The organism is Rubrivirga sp. SAORIC476, assembly GCF_002283555.1.
Classification (GTDB): Bacteria; Bacteroidota; Rhodothermia; order Rhodothermales; family Rubricoccaceae; genus Rubrivirga.
Window position 1 is genome coordinate 1,017,397 of sequence record NZ_MVOI01000003.1, and the last position, 25,229, is coordinate 1,042,625.

The window sequence follows — 25,229 nt, forward strand, 5'->3', positions numbered from 1 at the left end:
GCCAAACGCGGCCCTGGCGCCGTCTACGGGGATTCTTCGCCCGCCGCGTCCGCGTCGGGCAGGAGGTCGGGTCGGCGGGTGCGGGTGCGGTCGAGCCGCTGCTCCTCGCGCCACGCCAGAATGGCCCCGTGGTCGCCCGAGCGAAGCACGTCGGGCACGTCGAGGCCGCGGAACGACGCCGGGCGCGTGTAGCTGGGCGCGTCCAGCAGGCCGTCCTGGAACGAGTCGCTGAGCGCCGAGCCCGCGTCGCCGAGCACGCCCGGCACCAGCCGCGCGATCGCGTCGATCAGGATCAGCGCCGGGAGTTCGCCGCCGGACAGCACGAAGTCGCCGACGGAGATCTCGCGCGTGACGAGCACGTCGCGGACCCGCTGGTCGATGTTCTTGTAGTGACCGGCGATCAGCAGTAGCCGACCGGTCAGCGACAGCTGGTTGGCCATCGGCTGATCCAGCGTCTCGCCGTCGGGGGTCAGGAAGATGACCTCGTCGTACGGGCCGTGCGCTTCGGTCAGCGCCTCGACGCAGGCGAACAGCGGCTCGGGCTTGAGCACCATCCCCCCCATCCCGCCGTACGGGATGTCGTCGATCTGCCGATGCTTGCCCGGCGCCCAGTCGCGGAGGTCGTGGACCGCCACCTCGACGAGCCCCTTGTCCTGGGCCCGCTTCAAGATGGAGTGCTCCAGCGGACTCCGGACGAGGTCGGGCAGCGCGGTGACGAGGTCGAATCGGATCATGACGGGAGGGACACGGGAGGCGGGAGACGACGCGCAGAGGAGCTCGGCCCACGCACCTTGGCTCCCTCCATCCCTCTACTCGTCGAACAGCCCCTCGGGCGGGCGGACGTAGAGGCGACGCGCGGCGAGATCCAGGCGGACCACGAACTCTTCCACGTCGGGCAGCAGCACCTGGCTCTTGCCGGGCCGGTCGATGGCGAAGAGGAGTTGCGAGCCGTCGTAGAGGTCGCTCACCGTGCCGAAGGGCTCGTCCGCCTCGGTGCCGTCCTCGGCCACCTCGACCACGTCGAGGCCGATCAGGTCGTGGAGGTAGGCCTGCCCCTCGTCGAGCGCGGGCAGGTCGTCGGGGTCAGCGAAGAGTTGCTCGTTGCGGAGCGCCTCGGCGGCCTCCAGCGAGTCGACCCCCTCCAGCGACAGCAGCACGACCGTGCGCCCCTTCGGGTACTGGAAGCGGACGCCCTCCACGACCACCGGCCGCGCCTCGGCCTCGGAGGCGCCGAGGTAGAGGGTCTCGAGGTCGGCGAACCGCTGCGGGTCGTCGGTCTCGGGCACCACCTTCATCTCGCCGCGGACCCCGTGGGTCTTGCCTACGCGGCCCATCAGGAGCAGTCGGTCGGGGTCGATGGCCATCGGATCGTCGGAGAGGCTCAGAAAAAACGGGCGGGACCGGCGCATGGCCGACCCCGCCCGGAGGGAGCGTGCGAGGCTACGCCTTGAGGGACTCGACGTAGGCGTCGAAGCCCTCCGTGTCGTCCTTGGCGAGGAAGCCCGCCTGGGTCGGCCAGGTCTCCTCGTTGCCCGCGGTCGTGGACCCGGCCTCGGTGATGATCTCCTGGAGGCGCTCCACGGTCGTCTCGGCGAGCGCCGCGAACGTCGTGATGCCCGCGCTGGCGAGGATCTCCGAGTACTTCGGGCCGATGCCGTTGACGGTGGTCAGCTTGTCGGCCTCGGAAGCGGGGGCCTCCTCGGCAGCGGGAGCCTCCTCGACGGCCGGGGCGTCCTCGGCGGCAGCGGCGTCGGTCTGGTCGGCGACCTCCCCGCCCGTCTCGTCGGCCACGGCCTCCGGGGTCTCGGCCTCGACGGCGGGCTGCTCCTCGGCGGCGTCCGGGGCTTCCTCGGCAACGGCCTCGGGGGTCGCCTCTGCGACGGCCTCCTCGGCGGCTTCGGGCGTCTCGTCCGGGGCGGCCTCGGCGACCGGCTCCTCGGCGGGTGCCTCCTCGGCCGCGGTCTCCTCGGCAGCCGGGGTGGCGTCGGCAGCCTCCGTGAGGGCCTCCGAGTCGGCGGCGGCGGCGGCGGCCTCGGCGCGGGCGGCCTCGGCGGCGGCGCGCTCCTCGGCCTCGGCGGCCTCGCGCTGGGCCTGGAGTTCGGCCTCGCGCTCGGCGCGGGCCTTGGCGAGCTCGGCGGCGCGCTCCTTGGCGGCGGCCTTCTCGGCCTCCAGCGCCTCGGCGCGGCGCTCGGCGCGCGTCTTCTTGCCGGTCGAGGCGGCCTTCTCGGCGCGACGCGCCTTGAACTCCTCCACGGCCGTCTCGATCTCCTCGGCGGACGCACCCGCGCGAGTCATCGACCAGCGCATGAGGATGCCCTCCTTCTGGAGCAGGTTGCGGACCGTGTCGGACGGCTGGGCGCCCTGGCCGAGCCAGTACAGGATGCGGTCGGCGTTGAACTTGACGCGCGCGGGCTCAGCGACGGGCTCGTAGCGGCCGAGGTCCTCGATGAAGCGACCATCGCGGGGCGAACGGGCGTCGGTAGCGACGAGGCCGAAGACGGGATGCTGCTTCCGCCCCATGCGGCGGAATCGGAGCTTGACGGACATTGCGGGTGGGTGTTGAAAGTTGAAGGTTGAAAGGTTGAAGGTTGGCGGTCAGTTCGAACGCTCGAACCTTCCACGTCTCAACCTTCACACGACGGGCTAGCGGCCCGCCAGGAGTTGGCTTGCGTCGACGGGACGGCCCTTGCCCTGGAGCTTGGACATCGTCTTCATCATCTTCTTCATCTCGCGGAACTGCTTCAGGAGCGCGTTCACGTCCTGCACCTCCATGCCGGCGCCCTTGGCGATGCGACGGCGGCGCGAGCCGTTGATCTGCTCCGGCGCCGCCCGCTCGAAGGGCGTCATCGACTGGATGAGCGCCTCGATGTGGCGGAAGGCGTCGTCGTCGACGTCGATGGCCTTGATTTGCTTGCCGACGCCGGGGATCATGCCCAGGAGGTCCTTCAGGGACCCCATGTTCTTGATCTTCTGGAGCTGGTCGTAGAAGTCCTGGAGGTCGAAGTCCTGCGTCCGGAACTTGCGCTGCAGCTTCTCGGCCTCCTCGGCGTCGAACTGCTCCTGCGCCTTCTCGACGAACGACACCACGTCGCCCATGCCGAGGATGCGCTGCGCCATCCGGTCGGGATAGAACTCCGTCAGCGCGTCGAGCTTCTCGCCGGTGCCGGCGAACTTGATCGGCTTCTCGACGACGCTGCGGATCGAGAGCGCGGCCCCGCCACGCGTGTCGCCGTCCAGCTTCGTCAGCACGACGCCGTCGATGTCGAGGCGGTCGTTGAACGCCTTGGCCGTGTTGACCGCGTCTTGGCCCGTCATCGCGTCGACGACGAACAGGATCTCGTCGGGCTCGGTGGCGGCCTTGATCGCGACCACCTCGTCCATCATCGCCTCGTCCACGTGCAGGCGACCGGCGGTGTCGATGATGACGGTGTCGCGGCCCATCCGCTTCGCCTCGGCGACGGCCTTGCGGGCCACGTCGACGGCATCCTTGAGCGGGACGCCGTCCTCGCCGCGGATCGAGAAGACGGGCACCTTGACCTGGGCCGCGAGCGTCTCCAGCTGGTCGACGGCCGCCGGGCGGTACACGTCGGCCGCGGCGACCATCGGGCTGCGGCCCTTCGACTTCAGGAAGTGCGCCAGCTTGCCGACGAAGGTGGTCTTGCCCGCGCCCTGGAGGCCCGCCACCAGAATCACCGTCGGCGGCTTCTTGGCCTGGTTGAGGTCCACCTGCACGTCGCCGAGCAGGTACACCAGCTCGTCGTAGACGTGCTTGACGAACTGCTGGCCGGGGTTGACAGCCTGAAGGACCTTCTCGTCGGTCACGTGCGCCTTCACCTTGTTGGTGAAGTCCTTCGCGACCTGGTAGTTGACGTCAGCGTCGAGGAGAGCGCGGCGGACCTCGCGCATCGTCTCGGCGATGTTGAGGTCGTTGATGCGCCCCTCGCCCTTCACGTTCTTGAGGGCGGCGTCGAGCTTGTCGGACAGCGTATCGAACATTCGGAGGTGCCGGGTGGGACGGGAGGGGTCACAGCGAATGCCAGGGAATCTGGCAGGCCGCGCAGGCGGGGCGGGGTCGCGGGGTGCCGAAGCGTCCACCGGTGCGGCCGTAGCCCTGCCCGGGTGTCCGGGACGAGGCGACGACAAAGGTAGGGAGCCCGCCCCCCGGAGCCAGTGAAGGGCAGGTGGATCCGGTGGTGGATGAAAATGGCCTTTCGGAGAAGGGCATGACGGGACAGATTGCGGTCTCGCTCCTGTGTCCCGCATGCCTCTCCTGCCCCGCCTCGGCGTCGCCGCCGCCCTGCTCGGCCTCATGCCCCTGCTCGGCTCGACCGGGTGCGACGTCTCGGGCGACCTGGCCTGCACCGAGATCGGCTGCTCGGACGGCTACACCGTGTCACTCGTCGCCGCCGATCGCTTCCCGGACGGCGTCTACGAGATCGCGATCAACGGCGACAACACGCCCGAGGGGTGCCGGTTCGAGGTCGTGGACGGGCGCCTGCTCGACGACGAGACCTGCAACGCCGCCTACGGCATCGGCCCCACGTTCCCCACGCCCGAGGCGGTCGGCATCACCTACCCGACGATCACGTCCGAGATCGAGATCGTCGTCTCGCGGGACGGGGCGGTGATCGAGCGCCTCGCGACCACGCCGGTGTACGAGACGATCCAGCCCAACGGCCCGGACTGTGACCCCGCCTGTCGGGTCGCGGGCGCCGAGTTCTTCGTGGACTGAGCGCCGGATACCGTCCGCGGGCCGGGCGCTCGCCGTACCCTTCGGCATGGACCGCGACCCCTGGTGGGCCTTCGCCCTCGACCCCGACACCCGCGCCGACCTGGACGCGAACCGCCTCCGCGCCGCCGACGGCACGCCGCTCGTCAACCCGCCCGGTCCGGACGGACGTCTGGGCCTCGACTACGCCGGCTACCTCGGCCTCGGCGCGCTGCTCGGCGCGGGCACCCCGGCGTCGTCGGTGCCCGACGAGCGGGCGTTTGTGATCGTCCACCAGTTGTGCGAGGTCGTCTTCAAGCAGATGACGTTCGACCTGGCCGTCGTCACGGCGACGTTCGAGGCGCTCCTCGCGCGGCCCGAGGCGGAGCGGACGGCGCTGGCCCTGGCCGAGGGCGAGGTGGACCAGGACTCGGACGCGGCGGCCTTCTGGCGACCGGCCATCACGGCCTCGAACCGCCTCCGCCACGCGGCCCGCCGCCTCCTGCCCCCCATCATGGAGCTGATGGGCACCGGCGCGGCCGACGACGTGCTGTTCTCGCGCGTCGAGTTCGGGCTGTTCCGCGAGCACCTCGTCCCGTCGTCCGGCTTCCAGGCGGCGCACCTGCGGCTGATTCAGCGGGCGCTGGGCAAGGGGCCTGTGCTCGACCTGCGCGTCTTCCCCGGCGACACGTTCAGCCGCCACTACACGGGCTCGCCGTGCGGCCACGTGGCGCTGGCCGACCCGGTGGTCCTGCGGGGCGGGGCCGAGTCGGCCTCCCCCTCTCCGTCGTCGCCGGAGCATCAGGCCGCGCGTCTGGACGGCGCCGCGCACGCGCTGCTCGCCAGCCTCCCCCGCCTCGGCGCCGACCTGCCGCCGCCGCCCTCGGTCCGCCGCATCCACGCCGACGACGTGGACCGCGCCGTGGACCGCTTCCGCGCCACGCTCGGCCTGGCGGCCGACACCGCGCCCGACCGCGCCCACGCCGCGCAGGCCGTCGAGGCGTTCCGCTCCGACCTGGACGCCGCGGCGTCCGCCGAGAACGCGCGGCGCGACGAGATGACGACGGCCCGGCAGGGCGCCTACTACCTGCAGGCCCGCGCACCGAAAAGCGCCCTCGCCCACATCCTCGCCCGCGTCGTCGCCACCGACGACGCACTCCACGCGCCCTCCGACGGCACCTTCCTGACGGTCCACCGCCGCACCGTCCGCCGCCACGTCGCCGACGACTCGGGCACGGGCGGCGGCGGGATGCCGTACCTCGTCACGAGCCAGCGCTACCTGCTGCCCCTCTTCCCCGCGCTCGCCGCCTGGCAGGATCTCGAACTGTGATGCGCCTCTCGCTCGCCTTCCTCGCGCTCGCCCTTGCGGCGGGCTGCACCACGGCGCCCCCCGCCTCGGCGCCGAGCCAGCCCGACCCGCTCGTGCCGATGCTGCCGCCTGCCGACAGCGCCGAAGCCGCGGCGACGATCGCCGAGGTAGAGGCGCTCCCTGCCGACCTCTTCGAGGCGGCGACGTTTACGGGGAGCGACGGGACGGCTCTCCCGTATCGCCTGCTGTCGCCCCCGGCCGTGGCGTCGGGCGAGCGGGTGCCGCTGGTGGTCGTCTTCCACGGCGCGGGCGAGATCGGGACCGACAACCTCCGGCAGATGGACCGCTTCCCGAAGACCTGGGCGCGGCCCGAGATCCGAGAGCGGTTTCCAGCCTTCGTCGTCGCGCCGCAGATGCCCGAGCGGTCGGCGCTCTACAGCGGCCCTGCCGAGACGCCCGGCCGGTTCTCCCGCCCCGGCCCGCCGCTCGCGACCGCGCTGGAGCTGCTCGATTACCTGATCGCGCGCCTGCCCGTCGACACCACCCGCGTCTACGCCGTTGGCTTTTCGATGGGCAGTTCGACGACCTGGAACGCGCTCGCCCTCCGGCCAGACCTGTTCGCGGCGGCCGTCCCCATCGCGGGCGTCCCCAACCCGGCCCAGGCCGATGTCGTGGCGCAGACGCCCGTCTGGGTCGTCCACGGGACGGCCGACACGGCCAACCGCATCGTGCCGGACCGCACGATGGTCGGCCTCCTCCGCCGACGCCCCAAGGCGGAGGTCCGCTTCTGGCCGGTCGACGGGCTCTGGCACGCGGTCCCGCCGCGCCTGCTGGCCGGGACGGAGTTGATGGAGTGGCTGTTCGCGCACCGGCGCTGAGCCGTGCGCCTACCGCCCCTCGCGCTCGCGGATCAGGTCGATCGTCTCGACGGCGTGGCGGAGGTGCGGGATCACGATGCTGCCGCCGACGACCAGCGCCACGTTCATGGCGTCCATCATCTCGTCGTCGGAGAACCCCGCCTCGGCGCACTGTTCGAGGTGGTAGTCGATGCAGTCGTTGCAACGGAGCACGGCGCTGGCGACCAGCCCGAGCAGTTCCTTGGTACGGCCGTCGAGCGCGCCGTCGCGGTAGGCGGCCGTGTCGAGGTTGAAGAAGCGCTTGACGCCGAGGTGCGAGCCCTCGTCCAGGATGCGCGCGTTCATGCGCGACCGGTAGGCGTCGAAGCGGTCGAGGCGGGTTTCTGAGGTGTCCATGAGCGGAGCGAACGATGTAGCGGCGGAGAAAGCGGCGTGGCGGCGTCGGTTCCGTGCGCTTCGCGCGGAGACCCCGCCCGGCCCCCTGGCCGACGCCTCCGCGCAGATCGTCGCGCGCCTCCGGGCACTCCCCGAGGTGGCGACCGCGCGGACAGTCCACCTGTTCTGGCCGCTGCCTGGCGAGGTCGACCTCCGCCCGCTGGCCCGGTCACTTCGCGCCGAGGGCCGCACCGTCGTGCTGCCCGCCGTCGTCGGCCCGCGTGCCCTCGCCCAGCGCGTGTTCGAGGGCGACGAGAGGCTGACGGATGGACCATGGGGTCTGAAGGAGCCGGCCCCGGACGCGCGCTCGTGCCATCCTCGCGACCTGGACGTGGTCCTCGTGCCCGGCCTTGCCTTCGGCCGCGACGGCAGCCGCCTCGGCTATGGCGGCGGGTTCTACGACACCTTCCTCGCGGAGACGACGGCCCTCCGCGTCGGCGTGGGCCTCCAGTCGGCGCTGGTGGCGACCGTCCCTACCCTCCCCCACGACGCCTGCCTCGACACCGTCGTCACCGAGGGGGACGTGGTGAGGGTGTGAGGCGCAGGGAGCGACGTCTCGCCCGAGTCGGTCATGTCCTGGCGCCCCGTTCCCGCGCGGCACCCATGCCTTCTGGACTCCTCCGATTTTTCCCCTCGGGGGCCCGACCGGTCTCCTGTATCTTCCCTGCCCCTTCGAGCCGGCCGTCTGCGTCGGCTCGTTGTGGTTCGGGCGCCTCCGATTTTGGAGCGGCGCCGACTGATTCCAGAGACAGCACCCGCGGAGGCGGAGCGACATGGGAGTGATGAACAGCATTCGGGAGCGCGCAGGCGGCTTCCTCGTCGGCGTTCTGGTGATCGCCTTCGGCGGCCTCTGGGCGCTCCAGGACTCGGGCGCCTTCGACGCCGTCGGCATGGGCCCGGACGGGCGCACCATCGGTGAGGTGGACGGCATCGCCATCGAGGGCGAGCTCTACAACCGCGCCGTCGAGCAGCAGCTCGACGCGTACCAGGCCCAGGGCCTCGAGGTGACCGGCTCGCAGCAGCGCCAGATCGAGGACCGCGTCTTCGACAGCTTCGTCGACAACGCGCTCGTCGAGCGCGAGATGGACCGCCTCGGCGTCCAGGTGACCGACGAGGAGGTCTTCGCCCTCATCACGGGCGACACCCCCGACCCGCTCATCGCGCAGGTCTTCCCTGACGGCAACGGCGGCGTCGACCGCGCGGCGCTCCAGCAGGTGGTGGAAGACCCGAACGGCGAGTTCACCGACCAGCTCCAGGCCATCGAGGAGCAGGTCCGCCGGAACCGGCGCCAGGCCAAGCTCTCGGCCCTCATCACGGCCTCCACGCGCGTGACGCCGGGCGAGGTGCGCGACGAGTTCATCCGCCAGAACCGCCAGGCCTCCGCCGAGCTGGTCGGCCTCCGCTACGCCGCCGTCCCGGACGACCAGATCGAGGTCTCCGACAGCGACTACCGGAGCTACTACCGCGACAACATCGAGGACTACGAGCGCGAGGCGTCCTACTCGATCGAGTACGTCGGCTTCGCCAAGGACCCCACCGCCGCCGACTCGGCGCGCGCCACCGACGAGCTCGACACGATGGTGGACGGCTTCCGCACCGCGGCCGACCCGCTGGCGTTCGCTCGACGCAACTCGTTCGGCGCTGCCGCCGAGCCCGAGTTCATCGGCGCGGGCGACCTGCCCGCCGAGCTGGCGACGGCCGTCTACAGCGACCTCACCGAGGGCCGCGTGGTCGGGCCGGTGGTGGCCGGCGACCAGGCCTACCTCGCCCGCATCGTGGGCGTCCAGCCCGGCGACGCCACGTCGGTCCGCGCCCGCCACATCCTGTTCCCGGCCGGCGCCGAGGCGCAGGCCCGCGAGGTGCAGGCCCGCATCGAGAGCGGCGAGATCTCCTTCGCCGACGCTGCGCGCCAGTACTCGACCGACCAGAGCAACAAGAACCAGGGCGGCGACCTCGGCTGGTTCGGCGAGGGCCGCATGGTGCCCGAGTTCGAGCAGGCCGCCTTCGCCGCGCCGACCGGCCGCGTGACCGGTCCCATCACGACGTCGTTCGGCCTCCACCTGATCCTCGTCGAGGCACGGGCCAGCCAGGAGGTCCAGCTCGTCCAGATCGCACGGCCCGTCGAGGCGGACTACGCCCGCGTGCTCGGCGAGGCCGAGGACTTCGCGGCGTTCCTCGTGCTTGAGGACCGCGACTTCGCCGAGGAGGCCCAGGAGCGCGGCATCGCGCCGACGCCGGTCGAGATCCAGGAGGGCCAGGCGCAGGTCCCGGGCCTGGAGCTCGGCCGCGACTTCTTCCGCTACCTCCGCCGCGCCGACATCGGGCAGGTCTCGGAGCCGTTCGACGCGGGCACCAGCTTCGTGATTGCGCGCCTCGTCGAGCGCCGCGAGGCGGGCCCGGCGCCGTTCGAGGACGTCCAGGGCCAAGTCGAGGCGGCCGTCATCACGGAGAAGAAGAAGGCCGTCCAGATGGCCGCGCTCCGGGAGGCCGTCGCAGGCGCGTCGTCGCTCACGGCCATCGCCTCGGCGGCGGGCGCGGAGGTGACCTCCGCCGACAACCTGTCGATGGCGGCAGGCGTGATCCCGGGCTACGGCGTCGAGCCGCGCGCCGTGGGCGCCGTGTTCGGCCTCCGGCCGGGCCAGCAGAGCGGCGTCATCGAGGGCGACCAGGCCGCCTTCGTCGTCCGCACGACCGCGCTGGTCGGCGGCACCGACGCCGAGTTCACCGACATCGCCCGCGAGCAGCTCGCCGAGCAGCTCCTCCAGCGCAAGCGCTCGCGCGTGCTGCAGGCGTGGCTCGAAGGCCTCCGCGAGGACGCCGACGTGGAAGACTTCCGCAACGACCTCCTCTAAGGCTCAGGCCCCTGACGACCCGAACGGTCAGGGTCCCTCTACTCCGTCGCCCGGCTCTCCGCATCGCGCGTGAGGGCCGGGCGATTCGGTTTCATCCCCTCCGCCCCGCCCCACGCATGGAAGGCGACGGGCACCATAAAGCCGGGGAGCGTCTGCCGAAGCGCCTCGGCCAGTTCCGCCGGGTCGGGGGCGTCCCCTCGGGTGGTGCGGACGAACGCGGCCGGGCGGGCACCGAACTCGGCGTCGGGCACCGGCACCACGACCGCCTCGGCGACGGCGTCGAGCGCCAGCAACGCCGCCTCGATGGCTTCGGGACGCACGTTCTCGCCGCCGGAGACGAACTGGAGATCGCGTCGGCCCGTGACCACCAGCCGCCCCTCGGCGTCGAGGTGGCCGAGGTCGCCGGTGGGGTGCCACTCGGGCGCGGGCCGGAACGCGTCCGGGTCGAGCCTCCCGACGAACCGCGTGGGGCCGGAGACCTCGATCTCGCCCGCGTCGGTGATGCGGAGGGCGCGGTAGGGCAGCACCCGGCCCGAAGTGGACAGCGTCGCGCGGCCGGTGCGGGGCGTCGTGGCCGTGATGGTGGAGGTCATCTCCGTCATGCCGTACGACGTGACGACGGGCACGCCGGCCTCGGTGGCACGGTCGAGGAGGTCGGCCGGGATCGCGCTGCCGCCGAGGAGAACCGCCTGGAGCGACGACAGATCGGCCCCCGCGTCCAGCAGGCGACGAAGCTGGGTGGCGACGAACGAAGCGTGGGTCGGGCGGAGCGTCGCGACGCGGTCGGCGAGCGGCATCGCCCGCGGCGGCGCGGCCAGCGTCGCGCCCGCGAGCGCGCACCGCATCACCACGCCCAGCCCGCCGACGTGGTAGAGCGGCAGGTCCAGCAGCCACCGGCTTCGGTCCGTCACCTCCAGCGCCTCGATCACGCCTCGCGCGCTCCACACGTGGTTGCCGACCGAGTGGACGATGGCCTTCGGCGTGCCCGTCGACCCGGACGTGTGGACGACCGTAAGCCACCGGTCGAGGGCGATGGCTGGGAGGCCGGGCGCGCGTGCCTGGGAGCCCGCGCGCCCCTCCGCCAGCGGACGCGTCTCGACGCCCGCCACCTTGGCATCGGCGCGGACCGTGTCGAGGCCGAGGCGGCCGAGCGCGTCGGCGACCGCGGTGTCGGTCCAGCGGGTGGAGAGCGGGACGAGGAGGCGCCCGGCGCGGAGGGCGGCCAGCACGAGCACGACGAGGTCGGGCGAGGTCTCAGCGCGGACGGCGACACGCCCCGGCCCGTCCGCCAATCGGGCGGCGGCTCTGCCCACGCGGGTGTCGAGGTCGGCCCACGTCCACGTCTCGGCGCCCGTCACGAGCGCGGGCGCGTCGGGCCGCGTCTCGGCGTGTTGGCGGACGGGGTCGGGGAGCGTCACAGGTCGATGCGGGTGAGGCGGTCGAGGCGGACGGGGTTCGGAGCGAGCACGTCGGCCACGTTGACCGTCGGCCCGGCGAGGGACAGCGGGCGCTCCAGCACGTCGTCGGCGAGCCAGCGGTACGTGTCGAGCCCGGCGGGCGTGTCGCCCAGCGCCGCCGCCAGCGCGACGAGGTGGCGCATCCCGACGCCGCTCTCGAACGTGCTGCTCACCACCGCCGGCGTCTCCCGCCCTGCACGGAACCGAAGGAAGACCGGATCGGCGAGCACCACGGTGGGCTTGACGACGAACGCCGCCGCCTCGGTGAGGAGCCGCGACCGACGGGTGGACAGCTCTCGGAGCGACTCGTCGAGGGCGAACGGAAGCCCGGTGCGGCGGGCGAGGTCGGGCAGGCGGCGCCAGTCGGCCAGCGGCTCCTCGACGTACGCGACCGGGACCTCGCCCAGAGCACGGGCGAAGGCGACGGCCTCCTCCATCGACCACGCCCGGTTCGCGTCGAGGCGAAGCCGGGTGGGGCCGAGCACGCCTGCCACCTGGCGCACGAGGGCCGCGTCCGCTTCGGGCGCTCGTCGGCCGACCTTGAGCTTGGCGGCGGGCCAGCCCTCGGCCGCGATCCGCCCGGCGGCCGGGAGAGGGTCATCCCCCGAAAGCAGCGCATTCAGGGAAACCAGCGGCAGCGTCGACATGTGCCGCGTCGCGGCCGGACGCATGGTCCACCCGTAGACCCGAGCGAGCGACCACCCGAGGTGCTGGGCGGAGAGGTCCCTGACCGCCTGCGTGACGGCCCACAGAAGAGACGGCGGACGCGGCAGCGCTCCGCGTCCGGCCGGACGGCGTACACCCCCCTCGTACGAGAGCGTCAGGCCGTCCAGGCGGGCATCGCGCTCGCGGAAGATGCGAAGCTCGGTCGGGAGCTCAGCCAGGACATCGTCGAGCGTGTCGTCCGAGTAGCCGGGAAGCGGCGCGGCCTCGCCCCAGCCCTCTGTCCCGTCGGCCGCCGTCACCCGCAGCAGGATGCCCTCGCGCTCGGTGTGGGTGCCCGACGGCAGCACGAGGGGCGCGACGAGCGGGAGCCGGTACCGAAACGCGTCCGCCCCGACGAGGGGGACGCCGCTCACGTGAGCACCCATCCGAGCGCGAACACGACCGAGTAGAGGAACAGCAGCCCGGCCGTCTTGCCCAGCAGCGGGTTGAGGACGGCCGGGGCGGTGGCCGTCGCGAGCGTCCGTGTCAGCCGACGGCCGAGAAGCGCCGCCAGCACCGACGCGGCGAGGATGCCGGGGTGGTCGCGGGCGACGAGGTAGAGCGACGCCGGGACCACGACCGCGCCCGAGATGCAGGCGTTGTAGAGCCGGACGCCGGCTGGCCGCCCGAAGCGCACGACCAACGTCCGCTTGTCCGCCACCCGATCCTCCTCCACGTCGCGGACGTTGTTGGCGAGCAGAATGGCCGTCGCGAGGAAGCCCGGCCCCAGGCCTGCGATGGGGACCCACAGCGGGAGTGCCAGCGCCTGCACGTAGAACGTGCCCGCCACCGCGACCGGGCCGAAGAAGACGAGCACGAAGAGATCCGCGAGGCCGGTGTAGGCGAGCGCGTAGCGGCCCTTCGTGTACGCGTAGCCGCTCGCGATGGCCGCCAGCCCGAGCGCCAGGATCGGCCACCCGCCGCGGACGATGAGGTAGATGCCCGACGCGAACGCCAGCCCGAAGGCGACCGCCGCCGCCGTCCGCATCTGGCCGGGCGTGACGAGGCCCGCCGCCGTCGCCCGGAGCGGCCCCTTGCGCGCCTCGGTGTCCGCCCCGCGGACGAAGTCCTCGGCGTCGTTGGAGAAGTTGGTCCCGATCTGGATGAGCACGGCGCCGAGCAGCGCGCACGCCGCCGCGAGCGCGTGGAACCCGCCTTGCTCGACGGCCAGCGCCACGCCGACCAGCACCGGCGCGATGGCGGCGGGCAGCGTCTTCGGACGGGCGGCGTCCAGCCACAGCCACAGCCCCGCCCGCCTCGGCGGCTCGGGCGGCGAGGTCACCGAGGCGGAGGCGCCCGCTGGCGTCGGCGTCAGGTCAGCCACAAGTCGAGGCGGTCGAGGAGGGCGTCCACCTGGGCGCGGTGGCGGCGCTTGAACAGGAGCGGCAGCGCGCCCTCGGTGGCCCCGGGCACGTCGGCGATGAGCCCCATCGGCCGCGTGCGGATGGTCACCTTGTCGCGGAATGGGTTGCGCTTGTGGCGGACCTCCTCCAGGTCGGTCAGCTCGAACCGGAACGTCTGGGCGCCGCGGTCGAACATGCCGAACACCTTGACCTGGACCTCGATCACGAGTTCGTCACCGTCCACGTGGATCGCGCCGCGGCCTTCGGAAAAGCCGCCGTGGACGTCGCCGGTCGAGAACGGGATGCTCAGCATGGGTACGGGGTACGTGGTACAGGGTACACCGACACCGGCAGGGCGACACCCGTACCGCGCACCGTGTGCCTCGTACCCGCCCAGAGGGCGCTACGGCCGATAGCCGTCGGCGTCGAAGTTCGGGGGACGGCGGTCGAGGTAAGCGTTCTTGCCCTCCTGACCCTCCTCGGTCATGTAGAACAACATCGTCGCGTGCCCCGCCAGTTCCTGGAGGCCCGCGCCACCGTCCTCGTCCGCGTTCGCGGCGGCCTTGATCATGCGGATGGCGATGTTGGAGTTGGCCAGGATCTCGCGGCTCCACTGGACCGTCTCGCGCTCCAGCTCCGCCAGCGGGACGACCGTGTTGACGAGGCCCATGTCGAGCGCCTCCTGCGCCGAGTACGGGCGGCACAGGAACCAGATCTCGCGCGCCTTCTTCTGGCCGACCATCCGCGCGAGGTGGCTCGTGCCGTAGCCCGCGTCGAACGACCCCACCTTGGGGCCGGTCTGCATGAACTGCGCGTTGTCGGAGGCGATGGTGAGGTCGCAGACGACGTGCAGCACGTGCCCGCCGCCGACCGCCCAGCCGTTGACGGCCGCGATGACCGGCTTCGGCATCTTGCGGATCCGCGTCTGGAAGTCGAGCACGTTGAGGCGCTGCGTGCCGGTCTCCTTGCCGTCGGTGATCTCGCGGTAGCCGTGGTCGCCGCGGATGCGCTGGTCGCCGCCGGAGCAGAACGCCTTGTCGCCCGCCCCAGTGAGCACGAACACGCCCACCGACGGGTCGTCGCGGGCGTCGTCGATGGCGGCGATCATCTCGGTCACCGTCGTCGGGCGGAACGCGTTGCGGACCTCCGGGCGGTTGATGGTGACGCGGGCGATCCCGGCCGTCTCGGTCCCGGGCGCCCCCTTCTCGTAGACGATGTCCTCAAAGTCGCCGACGGACACCCACTCGAAGGGGCCGGTGACGGTGGGGCGGTCGGTCGTGTGATGCGGACGGGTCGGCATGGAGCGCAGAGGGCGGGGGAGTCTTGCGGAGCCAACGCGGCGCCCCGGCCATTGCTCCCGGCGGCGGTCGCGCCGTGCGGGCCTTCGCCGGATCCGCGACGTCCTGGCCTCTGCGGTACGCCTCGGCCTGTCTCACCGACCCGCTCCGATGCGGGCATGCGGGGCCCGGGGCGACCTACCTTCACTCCCCCCCGCCGTTTTCCTCCGTGCTCACGTTCCGCCCCGGCGCTCCCCGCCACGAGCAACTCTCGGACTGGCTCCGCGACCGCATCCGCGCGGGCCAGATGGCGGTACACGATCAGCTCCCGAGCGAGGCCGAGCTCGGCGAGCTCTCCGGCGTGAGCCGCATCACGGTGCGCCGGGCGCTGGCGACGCTGGAGAACGAAGGCCGCATCTACCGCCGCCAGGGGCTGGGCTCGTTCGTCGCGCCGCCGCCGCTGCCCCAGGGGCTCGTCCGGCTGACCGACTTCGCGCAGGACATGGAGCGGGCCGGGCTGACGGCGTCGAGCCGGGTGCTCCACCAGGCGCCCGAGGCGGCGGCGCCCGCGGTCGCCGAGGCACTCGGCATCGAGGTCGGAGCGCCGACGGTCCGCCTCGACCGCCTCCGCCTCGGCGACGGCGCGCCTGTGGCACTGGACCGGACGTGGCTGCCGCCGTTTTACGCCCAGTTTCTGGAAGGCCACGACCTGACCGCAGAGACCATCTACCGGGTTCTGGAGCGCGACTTCCAGATCCCCGTCCTCCGCGGCCACTACCGCATCGAGGCGGGCCTGGCCGGGGCGGCCGAGGCCGAGCCGCTGGGCATCCCCGAGGGCGCCCCCCTGCTCGTCGTCGAGCGGACGAGCTACACGGCGGGCGAGCGGGCCGTCTACACGCAGCGCCGCTACTACCGCGCCGACCGGGTGGCCTTTGACTTGGAGTTGGCGCGGACCGACGCGCCCGGCGGCGATGGCGAGGAGGGCATGCCGCTCCGCGAGTTCGAGCCCGTCTTCAAGACCACGGAGTGATGGAGCCTGGACGTCGGCCCCGTGTCGGGCATCTCGTCGGCCCGCTGCTGGGGCTGGCGGAGCGCGCGTTCGACCGCGTCGAGCACGCGTGGGAATCGGCCTGGACGCGGCGGCGGACGGCCGACCTGCTGGTGGTGCTCTTCGTCGGCGCCCTGGTGGCCGTCGAGCTGCGGCGGCGCGGGTGGCTGCCCGAGGGGCTGGCCGAGCACGTCTCGACGAGCCACTTCGCCGCGCTGGGGACCGTGTTCACGGCGCTGCTGCTGGTCGAGACGGTCGCCCTCGTGCTCGCCCTGGCCGACTCCGTGGCGGGGTCCGTCGGCAAGCAGTTCGAGCTGTTCTCGCTGATCCTGCTGCGCGACGCGTTCAAGGCGCTCGGCCACCTCGGCGAGCCCGTGGTGTGGGCCACCGCCCAGGAATCGATCCTGAAGGCGCTGACCGACGGCGCGGGCGCGCTGGCGGTGTTCGCGGGCGTGGTCCTCTACGACCGCCTCCAGCGGCACCGCCGCATCACGAGCGACGAGGCCGAGCAGGCGCGTTTCGTGGCCGCCAAAAAGGCCGTCGCGCTGGCGCTCCTCGCCGCCCTCGCCGTCGCGGGCCTGGACGACGCTTGGCGCTACCTCGGCGGCTCCGACCCGTACCCCTTCTTCGACTCCGTCTTCACGGCCCTCATCTTCGCCGACGTGCTGCTGGTGCTCGTGTCGCTCCGCTACACGTCCACCTACGCGGTCGTCTTCCGCAACGCGGGCTTCGCGCTGGCGACGGTCGTGCTGCGCCTCGCACTCGTCGCGCCGACCCTGCCCGGCGTGCTGCTGGGTGTCGGCGCGACCGCGTTCGTCCTCGCCCTGGCTTGGATCTACGCCCGGACGCCCCTTCTCCCCCCGGACCATGCCTGACGCCGACTTCTGGAACGCTCGCTACGCTGCGCCGGGCTGGGTCTACGGGGAGGCCCCGAACGCGTTCGTGGCCGCGCACGCCGACCGGATCGAGGCTGGCGCGGCCGTCGTCGAGGTGGGCGCGGGCGAGGGGCGGAACGCAGCCTTCCTGTCGCATCGGGGCTACACCGTGACGGCGGTGGACGCGTCCGCGGAAGGCCTCGCCAAGATCGCCCGCCTGCCCGGCGGCGACGCCGTCGAGACGGTCGTGGCCGACGTGACGACGTGGGCGCCCGGCCGCGTCTGGGACGCCGCCGTCACGACGTTCCTCCACCTCGCTCCCGCCGACCGCCCGGCGCTGTACCGTTGCCTCCAGCAGAGCGTCCGCCCCGGCGGCCTCGTCCTCGCCGAGTGGTACCGTCCCGAGCAGCGCGCCCGCGGCTGGCACGGCGGCCCGCCCGACGCCGCCTGGATGCCGACCCGCGCCGAGCTGGCCGACGCGTTCCCAGAGACCGGCATCTCGATGCTGGAGGAGGCAGATGTGGACCTCGACGAGGGGTCGGGGCACCAGGGACCGGGCGCGGTGGTCCGGCTGATCTGGAAGCGGCCAGAGGCGAGCTAGCGCGAGCGTCGGGTCGAGAGCCCGAACGGCAGGTACAGCGGGCAGGTCCCGATGAAGCTCGTCGCGATGAAGATGACCGCGAGCACGCCGAGGACGAGGGCGACGGTGCCACTCAGCACGCCGGTGACGTAGAGGATGGCGATCAGGACGGCGACGGCGACGCGGAGGCCGCGGTCCAGGGAGCCCATGTTCTTGACCATGACAGACGGGGTGGGTGGACGGCAGCATACGCCGCAGCCTCTCGCGCGCCCGGCGGCATCGGAGCGTCGCGCCGACGGGGAATCCTCTACACCCTCCCCCTCGGTCGTCTCGCCGAGGCGGGCGCTCGGCTGCCGGGAGGCGCCCGTGTCGGCTCGCGCCTGCCCGCCCCCTGGCCGCTCCCGTCCAGCCGGAGGCAGAGCTACCGGAGTGGGAGTCCACCGCGCTCCCGCGCCAGCCGCTTCAGAACGGGCCGCAATGCCGGCTCCAGCAGCAACCCCTCGTGCCGCATCCGGACTCGCCCGGCGCGGTCGATCACCAGCGTCGTCGGCAGCACGGGCGCGTCGATCTGTTCCCCGCGGACGGTCGCAGCCAGGAGCAGCGGGTACGTCACGCCGTAGCGCGCCGCGAACGGGGCGACGGCGCCCGGGTCCTCGTCCACGGAGACGCCGAGGAACTGGACGTCGCCCGCGAACTCGGACGCGAGGTCGACGAAGCCCGGCGTCTCGACCACGCACGGCGGGCACCAGGTCGCCCACACGTTCACCACCACGACCTGCCCGGCGAAGTCACCGAGGCGGACGGTCCGGCCATCGAGGTCGTCGGCCACGAGGGCGGGCGCCGGGCCGAGGTCGGGCAGCCGATAGTCCGGCGTGTAGCGCCACACGACCACGCCGATCAGCGCCGCCAGGGCCACCCAGTAGGCGATGGAGCGCCAGCGTTGCCCCCCAGGGGACGCCCAGCGGGTGCGCCAGCGATCGGCAGGGGGGCTCATGGGCTGTCCCGGGATACGCCCGCCTCGAACGGCGTGCGCAGCATCCCCGCGACCGACTGATGGGCGGGGCCGTCGAATCCGGTGAGCCCGAGTTCCACCTCGTGCAGCGCCTCGCGGCGCCGGAACGAGCCGAACAGGCGGTCCCACACCGAGAGCATCGCCGAGTAGTTCGAGTCTGTCTCCGGCTGCCACCGGCTGTGGTGGACCTTGTGCATCGCGGGCGTCACGATGACCTTGCTGACGATCGCCTCGAGGCGCGACGGCAGCGCGATGTTGGCATGGTGGAACTGGACGACGGCGAACATCAGCGTTTCGTACAGCACCAGTTCCCACGCCGTCACCCCGAGCACCACGATGAGCGGGATCCGGAGGAGCGACGACAGCACGATCTCGCCCGTGTGGAAGCGGCTCGCCGTCGTCACGTCCATCTGGGCGTCGGAGTGATGGACGCGGTGGAAGCGCCACAGGAACGGCACGCGGTGGTTCATCCGGTGCCACGCGTACGTCCACGCGTCCAGCAGGAGCACCGCCAGCCCGGCATGCGCCCAGCCCTGGAGGTCGCCGAGGCGGAGCAGGCCGAGCCCGCGCGCCTCGGCGTAGGACGCCGCGGCCACCCACAGACTTGCGAACACGACGGCCACGAGCACGCTGTTGACCGCGCCCAGGACGAGGTTGCGCAGCAGGTGACGCCCCCGCTCCGTCCGCTCCCGGAAGAACGGGTGGGCGCCTTCGAGCAGCAGCAACACCACCAGCCCCACGAGCGCCGCGCTCGCCTGGGTGGCCTGAAGCAGATCGAGCAGCGCGGGCATGGGCTATGCCGTCTTGGCTCCGGCCGACACCAGCCCGCCGATGCCGCCGATGTTGACGGCGCCCGCGTGTCCCATCTGGCGGAGCGCCTTGGTGGCCTGGCCGGACCGGTTGCCGGACCGACAGTAGAGGTACACCGGTCCGTCGGCGGGCAGGTCGAGGGCCGCGACCTGACTCTGGAACGTCGGCGACATCACGTCCACGTTGACGGCGCCTGCGAGGTGGCCGGACGCGAACTCGCCCGGCGTGCGGACGTCGAGCACTGGGGCTTCGGAGTCGCCCTGAGCGACGAAGTCGGCGGCGGACATCGAGGTGCCGTCGGGGGTCGGATTGAGGAGGCGGGAGAGGAACGACATGGGGGCAGCAGACAGCGAGTGAGAGACGGAGAAGAAGAGCGGACAGGGCGCGCGGAGAGAGCGACCGGCTCGGCCGGGGACTTCAGGAGGTCGAGCAGGGCGCGCGCGGGGTGCCGGTCGGCGACCCGAAGATCGCCTGCCAGGCCGAGGCCTCAGGTCGTCACCGGCGGGTGGAGCGCGTCGTCCTCTGGCGTGAGGGCCAGAGGGTCAGTCGTGGGAGGGAGGCTCGGTGGCGAGCCCGACGGCGGCGAGGGCGTCGAAGCCACCGGCGTTGAAGAGGCGGGAGAACCCGAGACGGGCGAGGCGCTGGGCAGCCTGCCCGGCACGAGCGCCCGAGCGGCAGTAGAGGACCATCGGCCGGTCGACGTCGAGCGCCGCCTGTGCCCGTGCCTCGAAGTCGGGCGCGTTCACGTCCAGCACGAGCGCCCCTGCGAGGCGCCCGGAGGCGGCGACCTCGGCGGGCGTGCGCACGTCCACCACCACCGCCTCGGGCGTCGCGTCGAGGTAGGCGGCCGTCTCGGCAGGCGACAGGCGCCGCACCTCCACGGTGTCGCTCGCGATGGCGCCCGGTGCCGCGACGACGGCCCCAGCGGACATGGGGGCCGCCTGCGCGTCCTCGATCCCGAGCGCCGCCGGGCCCTCCTTGCCGAGGATGAACACGCCCATGACCACGAGGAAGACCGCGAAGCCGCGCTTGAGCTGCCCCTGCGGCACCCGCTGGCTGAGCGCGTTGCCCACGAACGACCCCGCGATGCCGATGGCTGCGAAGAGGCCGATGAGCTGCCAGTCCACGTGCTGGCCCGTCTCGGCGAGCACGTCGGTGTACTTGAAGAAGCCCGCCGCGCTCTTGGCCGCGATGATGAGCAGGCTCGTGCCCACCGCCAGCCGCATCGACAGCCCGCCCAGGAGCACGAGCGCAGGCACGATCAGGAAGCCGCCGCCGACGCCCACGAGGCCGGTGAGAACGCCGACGAGGAGGCCCTCGATGCCGATCAGCCAGAGCGGCTGGCGCTCCCGCTCCTCACCCTCCGGCACCTCCTTCCGGCCGCGGAACATGAGCCCGGCGGCCAGGATCATCACGACGGCGAAGAGCGCGAGTTGGACTGCGCCGGGGATCCACTTCGCGAGCGCGGCCCCGCCGTAGGTCCCGACGATGCCGGGCACGCCGAAGTAGAGCACCGAGTGCCAGTCGACCAGCTTCTGGCGCGCATACGGCACGGCGCCGACGGCGGCGATGGCGCCGACGATGGCGAGGCTCTCGGCGATGGCCACCTTGTCGGGCTGCCCCGCGAGGTACACGAGCACCGGAACGGTGAGGATGGAGCCGCCGGAGCCGAGGAGGCCGAGGACGAGGCCGATGGCGACGGCGCCGAGGAGGGCGTAGAGCATGGAGGTCAGGACGGCTCGCGCGGCGCGCGGGCGTCGGAGGGGGGCGGGAGAATGCAGCGGTTGCTGAATCCGGTCAGGAGAGGGGCCAGCGCGAGCACCGCACCCACGCGGCCCGGCCAGGTCCCGAAGGACATGAGGCCCCAGGTGAGGAGGCTCGCCCCGACGGCGACCCGGGCGAGGCGGCCCATGTCGGAGCCGATGAAGCGGAGGAAGGCATCGATCATGACGAGCAGGAAGAGGTGCCCTGCCTACGCGAGGCGGAGGCCCAGGCGGTCACGCCGCGGCCGAAACGGCGGTGCCGGTCTCGACGGCGTGCGCCTCCGCGTAGGCACCGAACGCCCCGTTGACGTAGCGCACGTCGTAGCCTTCGCGGACGAGGAAGGCACTCGCGGCGGCCGCCCGCGCGCCCGAGGCGCAGTGGACCAGCAACGTCTTGCCCTCCGGGATCCGCTCGGCCAGGTACGCCGGCAGGCGCGTGTACGACGCGTTGACGGCTCCCGGCACGTGCCCCGAGGCGGCCTCACTCGCGTAGCGCACGTCCACCACCACCACGCCGCTCTCGTCCTTCCGTCGCGCCACGTCCTCGAACGTGATCTCGGGGATGGACGCCGTCGGGCCGCCGTCTTCGACGTAGCGCTCCAGCGTGTCCGGGGTCGCGTAGCCGACGACGTTGTCGTAGCCGATGCGGACGAGGTCGCGGACGGCCGTCTCGACATCGGCCGCCTCCGTGAGGAGCACGATCGGGGTCGTCTCGTCCGTCATGAGCGAGCCCACGACGGCGCTGAAGCTCTTGTTCATCGGCGCGTAGAGCGCCCCGGGGACGTGCGTCGCCATGAAGGCCGAGCGGTCGAGGCGGGTGTCCACGATCAGGGTCTTCGCGTCCTCGGCCGCCTCGGCCAGCCCGCGGGCAGTGAGCGCCTGCGGCGTCGGCAGAGCGCCGAGGAGCGGGACGCCGTCCCGGTTGTCGCGCTTCATCCGCGCGAAGTACATCTGGGGCTCCGGCTGGCCGTCCAGGATGGCCTCGACGAAGGCGTCCTCTCCTCCATCCGCGGCGGCGAGCGAGGCGTTGTAGAGCTTCTCGTAGCCGACGGTCGTCGTCGGGACGGCGCCGAGCGCCTTGCCGCACGCCGAGCCGGCGCCGTGCGCAGGCCACACCTGGACGTAGTCCGGCAGCGCGCGGAAGGTGGGCAGCGAGTGGAAGAGCGTCCGCGCGGCGTCCTCCTGGACGCCATGCATCCCGGCGGCCTGCTCCAGCAGGTCCGGGCGGCCGAGGTCGCCGACGAACACGAAGTCGCCCGTCGCGACGCCGATGGGCGTGATCGCGCCCGATCCGCGGTCCACGACGACATAGCTCAGGTGCTCGGGCGTGTGGCCCGGCGTGTGGACCGCGGTCACGTCGATGTTGCCGACCGCGAACGTGTCGCCGTCGCGCAGGAACGTCACGTCGTAGTCTCCCCCCTGGGCCCAGGCGGACGGCCAGCCGGCCTCGTCGCCCTCAGCGGAGAGGTACAGATGCACGCCGTGCCGGTCGGCGAACTCGCGGGCGCCCGACAGGAAGTCAGCGTGGATGTGCGTCTCGGCGACCGCCGTGATGGTGAGCCCCTCGCGCGCCGCGGCGGCGAGGTACTGGTCGATGTCGCGGAGCGGGTCGATGATCAGGGCCTCGCCCGTCTTCTGGCAGCCGACGAGGTAGGCGTACTGGGCGAGCTTGGGGTCGGTGTACTGGCGAAACAGCATGGGGAGGAGAGGCTGAGGCCGTCGGACGACGACCGAGTATACAGTGTTATGACAAGCTGATTCCGACGGGCGGCGACGTCTGCAGGGCGATCCCCGTCAGGCGTGCGGGGGCGTCAGTGCGGAAGGTGGTCGCGGAGGAGGGCGTAGGTCCACGTGCCACCGAGGGCGGCCACGAGCGCCGCAGCCATCACCGAGATCCCGCCGCCGAGCAGCGCCACGAGCGGCCCCGGGCACGCACCCAGGAGGGCCCAGCCGAGCCCGAAGGTGATGCCGCCCATCCAGTAGCGCGCGCCGGGCACCCGGGACGTGCCCCACTGCTTTGGGGACAGTTCGATCGGCTCGCCGTGGACCGTCGTCAGGCCGAGGCGCCGGATCACCCAGAGCGACAGCGCCGCCGTGGCCACCGCCGAGCCGATGATGCCGAACATGTGGAACGACTCGAAGCGGAACATCTCGTAGATGCGAAACCACGAGATCACCTGGCTCTTGGTGAACACGAGCCCGAGGCCGGCGCCCATCAGCCCGTAGATCACAAGCGCGAGCGGCGCGTTGCCCTCGGCGAGCGCGCGGTCTCGAAGGCCGGCCGGGACCTGCTCCACGTCGACGCACTCGTCCGGAAGGTCGACGTGCGGCGGCGCGGTGATGACGTAGTCCGACAGCGGAGGTGGCGCGGCGGAACGGTCCGCCTCGGTCGGTCGGGGAGCGTGCGTACTCATGGGTCAGGCGAGGAGGAGCGGGAGGAGGAGGTGGGTCACGAGGAGCCCCCCGACGAAGAAGCCGACGACGGCGACGAGCGAGGGGACCTGCAAGTCGGCGAGACCGGAGATGGCGTGGCCGGACGTGCAGCCGCCCGCCCAGCGTGCGCCGAACCCGACCAGGAAGCCGCCGCCGATCACCATCAGCGCGCCGATGGGGGTCGCCAGCGCGGCCCACGAGATGAGTTGGGTCGGGACGAAGCCCGACACGTCCGTCACGCCGAGGTCGGCCAGCGCGGCCACGGTCGAGGCGGAGAGCGCCATCGGCGCCGACGGGTCCGAGAGAACCCGGATCCCGATCAGCCCGCCGACGGCGATCCCCGCGGCGAAGACGAGATTCCAGGTGCCCGCCGAGCGCCAGTCATACTGAAAGAAGCGCGGCTTCGACGAGGCCGGCACCGGGAGCGCAGCGCAGGCGTGGCGGAGGTTGGCCGAGAGGCCGAACACCTTGCCGCCGAAGACGAGCAGGGCGGGGACGAGCAGCCCGATGAGCGGGCCGGCCACGTACCAGGGCCAGGGATCTTGGACAGGAGGCATGGTTGTCATGACGTGTTTCGATGACCACGATACAACCCGGCAGTTGCCCGGTTCCGACTGACATCGACAAAGGGCGTGTGAATCGAGATCTGAAGCATCCAAGACGGACCACCCCACACAACCGGACAGGCGTACGCCCCAGCGAGGTATACTGCGTGCATGGACGCCCCTGTACCCCCTGACCTTCTCGCGGACGCGGCCGAGCGGTTCCGACTGCTCGGCGACCCGGTCCGCTTGCACCTGCTCAACGTGCTCCTGGAGTGCGGCGAGGCGGCCGTTCAGGACCTCGCCACCGCGACCGGCCAGAGCCACCAGAACACCTCGAAGCACCTCCGCAAGCTGGCCGACGGCGGCCTCGTGGGGTGCCGGCGCGAGGGGATGCATGCCTTCTACCGGGTGACGGACGCGAGCATCCCGGGGCTGTGCCTGCTCGTGTGTGGGGCCCTGCGCGACCGCTCCTAGCCCGAGCCGTCTCCGCCCAGCCCCTGCCGCAGAACCGCTGCCAGGGCCTCCGGTCGCTCGGCGAGGAGCCCGTGCGCCACGTCCGGCAGGACGACCTCCCGGACGGCCCCCGCCTCGGCCATCGCGCGCGCGAGCCCGACGAACTTGGCATCCCGTTCCCCGACCACGGCCCAGGTCGGCGCGGCCAGGGAGTGGAGTGCGTCCCAGTGGCTCGGCTGCGCGCCCGTTCCCATCCCGGCCAGCGAGCGACCGGCCTCGGCAGGATCGACATGCGCGATCCGGTCGGCCGTGAGCCGCTGACGGAGCGAGTCGGGCAGGTCGAACAGCGGCATCCGGTACCAGCGATCGAGGAAGCCCGCCGGGTCGGCGGCGAGGTCGGCGGCGCGAGCCGCGTCGAGCGCACGGCGCGCCTCCCGCTCGGCCTCGGTGCGGAGGCCTGGCGAGGCCGAGACCAGCACCAGCCGTCGGACTGCCTCGGGGTGGGTCACGGCCAGGTGCAGCGCCAGCCGCCCCCCCATCGAGTAGCCTACCACGTCCGCGGGTTCGCCGAGGCGGGCGCGGAGCCGCGCCGCGGCGCCGTCCATCGAGTAGGCGTCCTCACCGAGACCGACCGCCGTTCCGTGTCCCGGCAGGTCGGGCGCGTCCACGGCCCAGTGGGGCGGCAGGTGCGCCCGGACGACATCCCAGTCGGCGCCGCGTCCGAGGAACCCGTGGAGCAGAAGGAGGGGCGAGGACATCCAGAAACG

The 25,229-nt window shown here is 72.4% G+C and carries 29 protein-coding genes and 1 pseudogene; 9 read left to right on the plus strand and 21 right to left on the minus strand.

Going from position 1 to position 25,229, the window contains the following annotated elements:
- Window positions 1–23: 23 nt before the first annotated feature.
- The 4 genes from trmD to ffh form a co-directional block, all read right to left on the minus strand.
- Window positions 24–734 (minus strand): tRNA (guanosine(37)-N1)-methyltransferase TrmD, encoded by a 711-nt coding sequence (gene trmD, locus B1759_RS06085; RefSeq protein ID WP_198948764.1) that lies wholly within the window; start codon window positions 732–734, stop codon window positions 24–26.
- 75 nt (window positions 735–809) lie between these two features.
- Window positions 810–1,409, minus strand: coding sequence for a ribosome maturation factor RimM (gene rimM, locus B1759_RS06090; RefSeq protein ID WP_198948765.1), 600 nt, complete (start codon window positions 1,407–1,409; stop codon window positions 810–812).
- 31 nt (window positions 1,410–1,440) lie between these two features.
- Complete coding sequence (gene rpsP, locus B1759_RS06095) at window positions 1,441–2,547, minus strand: 30S ribosomal protein S16 (protein WP_095514133.1); 1,107 nt, start codon at window positions 2,545–2,547, stop codon at window positions 1,441–1,443.
- 96 nt (window positions 2,548–2,643) lie between these two features.
- On the minus strand, window positions 2,644–3,996 hold the full coding sequence (gene ffh / locus B1759_RS06100) for a signal recognition particle protein (protein WP_095514134.1): 1,353 nt from the start codon (window positions 3,994–3,996) through the stop codon (window positions 2,644–2,646).
- Between the two features lie 265 nt (window positions 3,997–4,261).
- On the opposite strand from ffh, the gene B1759_RS06105 reads away from it, so the two are divergent.
- Genes B1759_RS06105 through B1759_RS06115 form a run of 3 tightly spaced genes read left to right on the plus strand, consistent with a single transcriptional unit; the run spans window position 4,262 to window position 6,895 of the window.
- Window positions 4,262–4,732, plus strand: a complete 471-nt coding sequence (locus B1759_RS06105) for a hypothetical protein (protein WP_095514135.1) — start codon at window positions 4,262–4,264, stop codon at window positions 4,730–4,732.
- A 46-nt stretch (window positions 4,733–4,778) separates the two neighbouring features.
- Window positions 4,779–6,038, plus strand: a complete 1,260-nt coding sequence (locus B1759_RS06110) for a hypothetical protein (protein WP_095514136.1) — start codon at window positions 4,779–4,781, stop codon at window positions 6,036–6,038.
- Window positions 6,038–6,895, plus strand: a complete 858-nt coding sequence (locus B1759_RS06115) for a prolyl oligopeptidase family serine peptidase (protein WP_095514137.1) — start codon at window positions 6,038–6,040, stop codon at window positions 6,893–6,895. Before B1759_RS06110 ends, B1759_RS06115 begins: the two co-directional genes overlap by 1 nt.
- Before the next feature lie 9 nt (window positions 6,896–6,904).
- Here B1759_RS06115 and B1759_RS06120 read toward each other — a convergent pair whose 3' ends face one another.
- Complete coding sequence (locus B1759_RS06120) at window positions 6,905–7,270, minus strand: carboxymuconolactone decarboxylase family protein (protein WP_095514138.1); 366 nt, start codon at window positions 7,268–7,270, stop codon at window positions 6,905–6,907.
- On the opposite strand from B1759_RS06120, the gene B1759_RS06125 reads away from it, so the two are divergent.
- Both B1759_RS06125 and B1759_RS19655 read left to right on the plus strand, forming a co-directional pair.
- Window positions 7,269–7,847, plus strand: a complete 579-nt coding sequence (locus B1759_RS06125; protein WP_095514139.1) for a 5-formyltetrahydrofolate cyclo-ligase — start codon at window positions 7,269–7,271, stop codon at window positions 7,845–7,847. The two genes, B1759_RS06120 and B1759_RS06125, sit on opposite strands and share 2 nt — an antisense overlap.
- A gap of 244 nt (window positions 7,848–8,091) precedes the next feature.
- Window positions 8,092–10,161: a peptidyl-prolyl cis-trans isomerase gene (locus tag B1759_RS19655; RefSeq protein WP_158225144.1), complete on the plus strand. Its 2,070-nt coding sequence runs from the start codon at window positions 8,092–8,094 to the stop codon at window positions 10,159–10,161.
- Between the two features lie 38 nt (window positions 10,162–10,199).
- Here B1759_RS19655 and B1759_RS06135 read toward each other — a convergent pair whose 3' ends face one another.
- From B1759_RS06135 to menB, 5 genes are all read right to left on the minus strand, one after another.
- On the minus strand, window positions 10,200–11,579 hold the full coding sequence (locus B1759_RS06135) for an AMP-binding protein (protein WP_158225145.1): 1,380 nt from the start codon (window positions 11,577–11,579) through the stop codon (window positions 10,200–10,202).
- Complete coding sequence (gene menC, locus B1759_RS06140) at window positions 11,576–12,697, minus strand: o-succinylbenzoate synthase (RefSeq protein WP_158225146.1); 1,122 nt, start codon at window positions 12,695–12,697, stop codon at window positions 11,576–11,578. Before menC ends, B1759_RS06135 begins: the two co-directional genes overlap by 4 nt.
- On the minus strand, window positions 12,694–13,647 hold the full coding sequence (locus B1759_RS06145; RefSeq protein WP_095514143.1) for a 1,4-dihydroxy-2-naphthoate polyprenyltransferase: 954 nt from the start codon (window positions 13,645–13,647) through the stop codon (window positions 12,694–12,696). Before B1759_RS06145 ends, menC begins: the two co-directional genes overlap by 4 nt.
- A complete protein-coding gene (locus B1759_RS06150; RefSeq protein ID WP_095514144.1) occupies window positions 13,635–13,979 on the minus strand; it encodes a hypothetical protein in 345 nt (114 codons plus the stop codon). Before B1759_RS06150 ends, B1759_RS06145 begins: the two co-directional genes overlap by 13 nt.
- 90 nt (window positions 13,980–14,069) lie before the next feature.
- Window positions 14,070–14,966 (minus strand): 1,4-dihydroxy-2-naphthoyl-CoA synthase, encoded by an 897-nt coding sequence (gene menB, locus B1759_RS06155; protein ID WP_095514145.1) that lies wholly within the window; start codon window positions 14,964–14,966, stop codon window positions 14,070–14,072.
- A 206-nt stretch (window positions 14,967–15,172) separates the two neighbouring features.
- Here menB and B1759_RS06160 point away from each other — a divergent pair, with 206 nt between their 5' ends.
- The 3 genes from B1759_RS06160 to B1759_RS06170 are packed head-to-tail and all read left to right on the plus strand — an operon-like array spanning window position 15,173 to window position 17,467.
- Window positions 15,173–15,973, plus strand: coding sequence for a GntR family transcriptional regulator (locus B1759_RS06160; RefSeq protein WP_198948766.1), 801 nt, complete (start codon window positions 15,173–15,175; stop codon window positions 15,971–15,973).
- Window positions 15,973–16,866, plus strand: coding sequence for a hypothetical protein (locus B1759_RS06165; protein ID WP_095514146.1), 894 nt, complete (start codon window positions 15,973–15,975; stop codon window positions 16,864–16,866). The genes B1759_RS06160 and B1759_RS06165 overlap by 1 nt, the downstream gene beginning before the upstream one ends.
- The gene (locus B1759_RS06170; RefSeq protein ID WP_095514147.1) at window positions 16,859–17,467 is read left to right on the plus strand and encodes a cyclopropane-fatty-acyl-phospholipid synthase family protein; all 609 of its coding nucleotides are present in this window, start codon (window positions 16,859–16,861) and stop codon (window positions 17,465–17,467) included. Before B1759_RS06165 ends, B1759_RS06170 begins: the two co-directional genes overlap by 8 nt.
- Here B1759_RS06170 and B1759_RS06175 read toward each other — a convergent pair.
- The 10 genes and pseudogenes from B1759_RS06175 to B1759_RS06215 all read right to left on the minus strand — a co-directional run bounded on the left by B1759_RS06175 (window position 17,464) and on the right by B1759_RS06215 (window position 24,021).
- Window positions 17,464–17,667: a DUF2892 domain-containing protein gene (locus B1759_RS06175; RefSeq protein WP_095514148.1), complete on the minus strand. Its 204-nt coding sequence runs from the start codon at window positions 17,665–17,667 to the stop codon at window positions 17,464–17,466. The two genes, B1759_RS06170 and B1759_RS06175, sit on opposite strands and share 4 nt — an antisense overlap.
- Window positions 17,668–17,867: 200 nt before the next feature.
- Complete coding sequence (locus tag B1759_RS06180; protein ID WP_095514149.1) at window positions 17,868–18,440, minus strand: TlpA disulfide reductase family protein; 573 nt, start codon at window positions 18,438–18,440, stop codon at window positions 17,868–17,870.
- Complete coding sequence (locus B1759_RS06185) at window positions 18,437–19,249, minus strand: sterol desaturase family protein (protein WP_095514150.1); 813 nt, start codon at window positions 19,247–19,249, stop codon at window positions 18,437–18,439. The genes B1759_RS06180 and B1759_RS06185 overlap by 4 nt, the downstream gene beginning before the upstream one ends.
- Window positions 19,250–19,252: 3 nt before the next feature.
- Window positions 19,253–19,603 (minus strand): rhodanese-like domain-containing protein, encoded by a 351-nt coding sequence (locus B1759_RS06190; RefSeq protein ID WP_198948767.1) that lies wholly within the window; start codon window positions 19,601–19,603, stop codon window positions 19,253–19,255.
- A 207-nt stretch (window positions 19,604–19,810) separates the two neighbouring features.
- Window positions 19,811–20,200: a rhodanese-like domain-containing protein gene (locus B1759_RS20520; RefSeq protein ID WP_369811368.1), complete on the minus strand. Its 390-nt coding sequence runs from the start codon at window positions 20,198–20,200 to the stop codon at window positions 19,811–19,813.
- Between the two features lie 27 nt (window positions 20,201–20,227).
- Window positions 20,228–20,992 (minus strand): annotated as a pseudogene (locus B1759_RS20525) (sulfite exporter TauE/SafE family protein); the annotation flags it as partial.
- 5 nt (window positions 20,993–20,997) lie between these two features.
- Window positions 20,998–21,216, minus strand: a complete 219-nt coding sequence (locus tag B1759_RS06200) for a DUF2892 domain-containing protein (protein WP_095514152.1) — start codon at window positions 21,214–21,216, stop codon at window positions 20,998–21,000.
- 49 nt (window positions 21,217–21,265) lie between these two features.
- The gene (locus B1759_RS06205; RefSeq protein WP_095514153.1) at window positions 21,266–22,729 is read right to left on the minus strand and encodes a rhodanese-like domain-containing protein; all 1,464 of its coding nucleotides are present in this window, start codon (window positions 22,727–22,729) and stop codon (window positions 21,266–21,268) included.
- A 113-nt stretch (window positions 22,730–22,842) separates the two neighbouring features.
- A complete protein-coding gene (locus B1759_RS06210) occupies window positions 22,843–23,445 on the minus strand; it encodes a YeeE/YedE thiosulfate transporter family protein (RefSeq protein WP_143537278.1) in 603 nt (200 codons plus the stop codon).
- 3 nt (window positions 23,446–23,448) lie between these two features.
- Window positions 23,449–24,021, minus strand: a complete 573-nt coding sequence (locus tag B1759_RS06215; RefSeq protein WP_095514154.1) for a YeeE/YedE family protein — start codon at window positions 24,019–24,021, stop codon at window positions 23,449–23,451.
- Between the two features lie 159 nt (window positions 24,022–24,180).
- On the opposite strand from B1759_RS06215, the gene B1759_RS06220 reads away from it, so the two are divergent.
- The gene (locus B1759_RS06220) at window positions 24,181–24,483 is read left to right on the plus strand and encodes a helix-turn-helix transcriptional regulator (RefSeq protein ID WP_095514155.1); all 303 of its coding nucleotides are present in this window, start codon (window positions 24,181–24,183) and stop codon (window positions 24,481–24,483) included.
- Here B1759_RS06220 and B1759_RS06225 read toward each other — a convergent pair.
- The gene (locus B1759_RS06225) at window positions 24,480–25,220 is read right to left on the minus strand and encodes an alpha/beta fold hydrolase (protein ID WP_158225147.1); all 741 of its coding nucleotides are present in this window, start codon (window positions 25,218–25,220) and stop codon (window positions 24,480–24,482) included. The two genes, B1759_RS06220 and B1759_RS06225, sit on opposite strands and share 4 nt — an antisense overlap.
- Window positions 25,221–25,229: the final 9 nt, after the last annotated feature.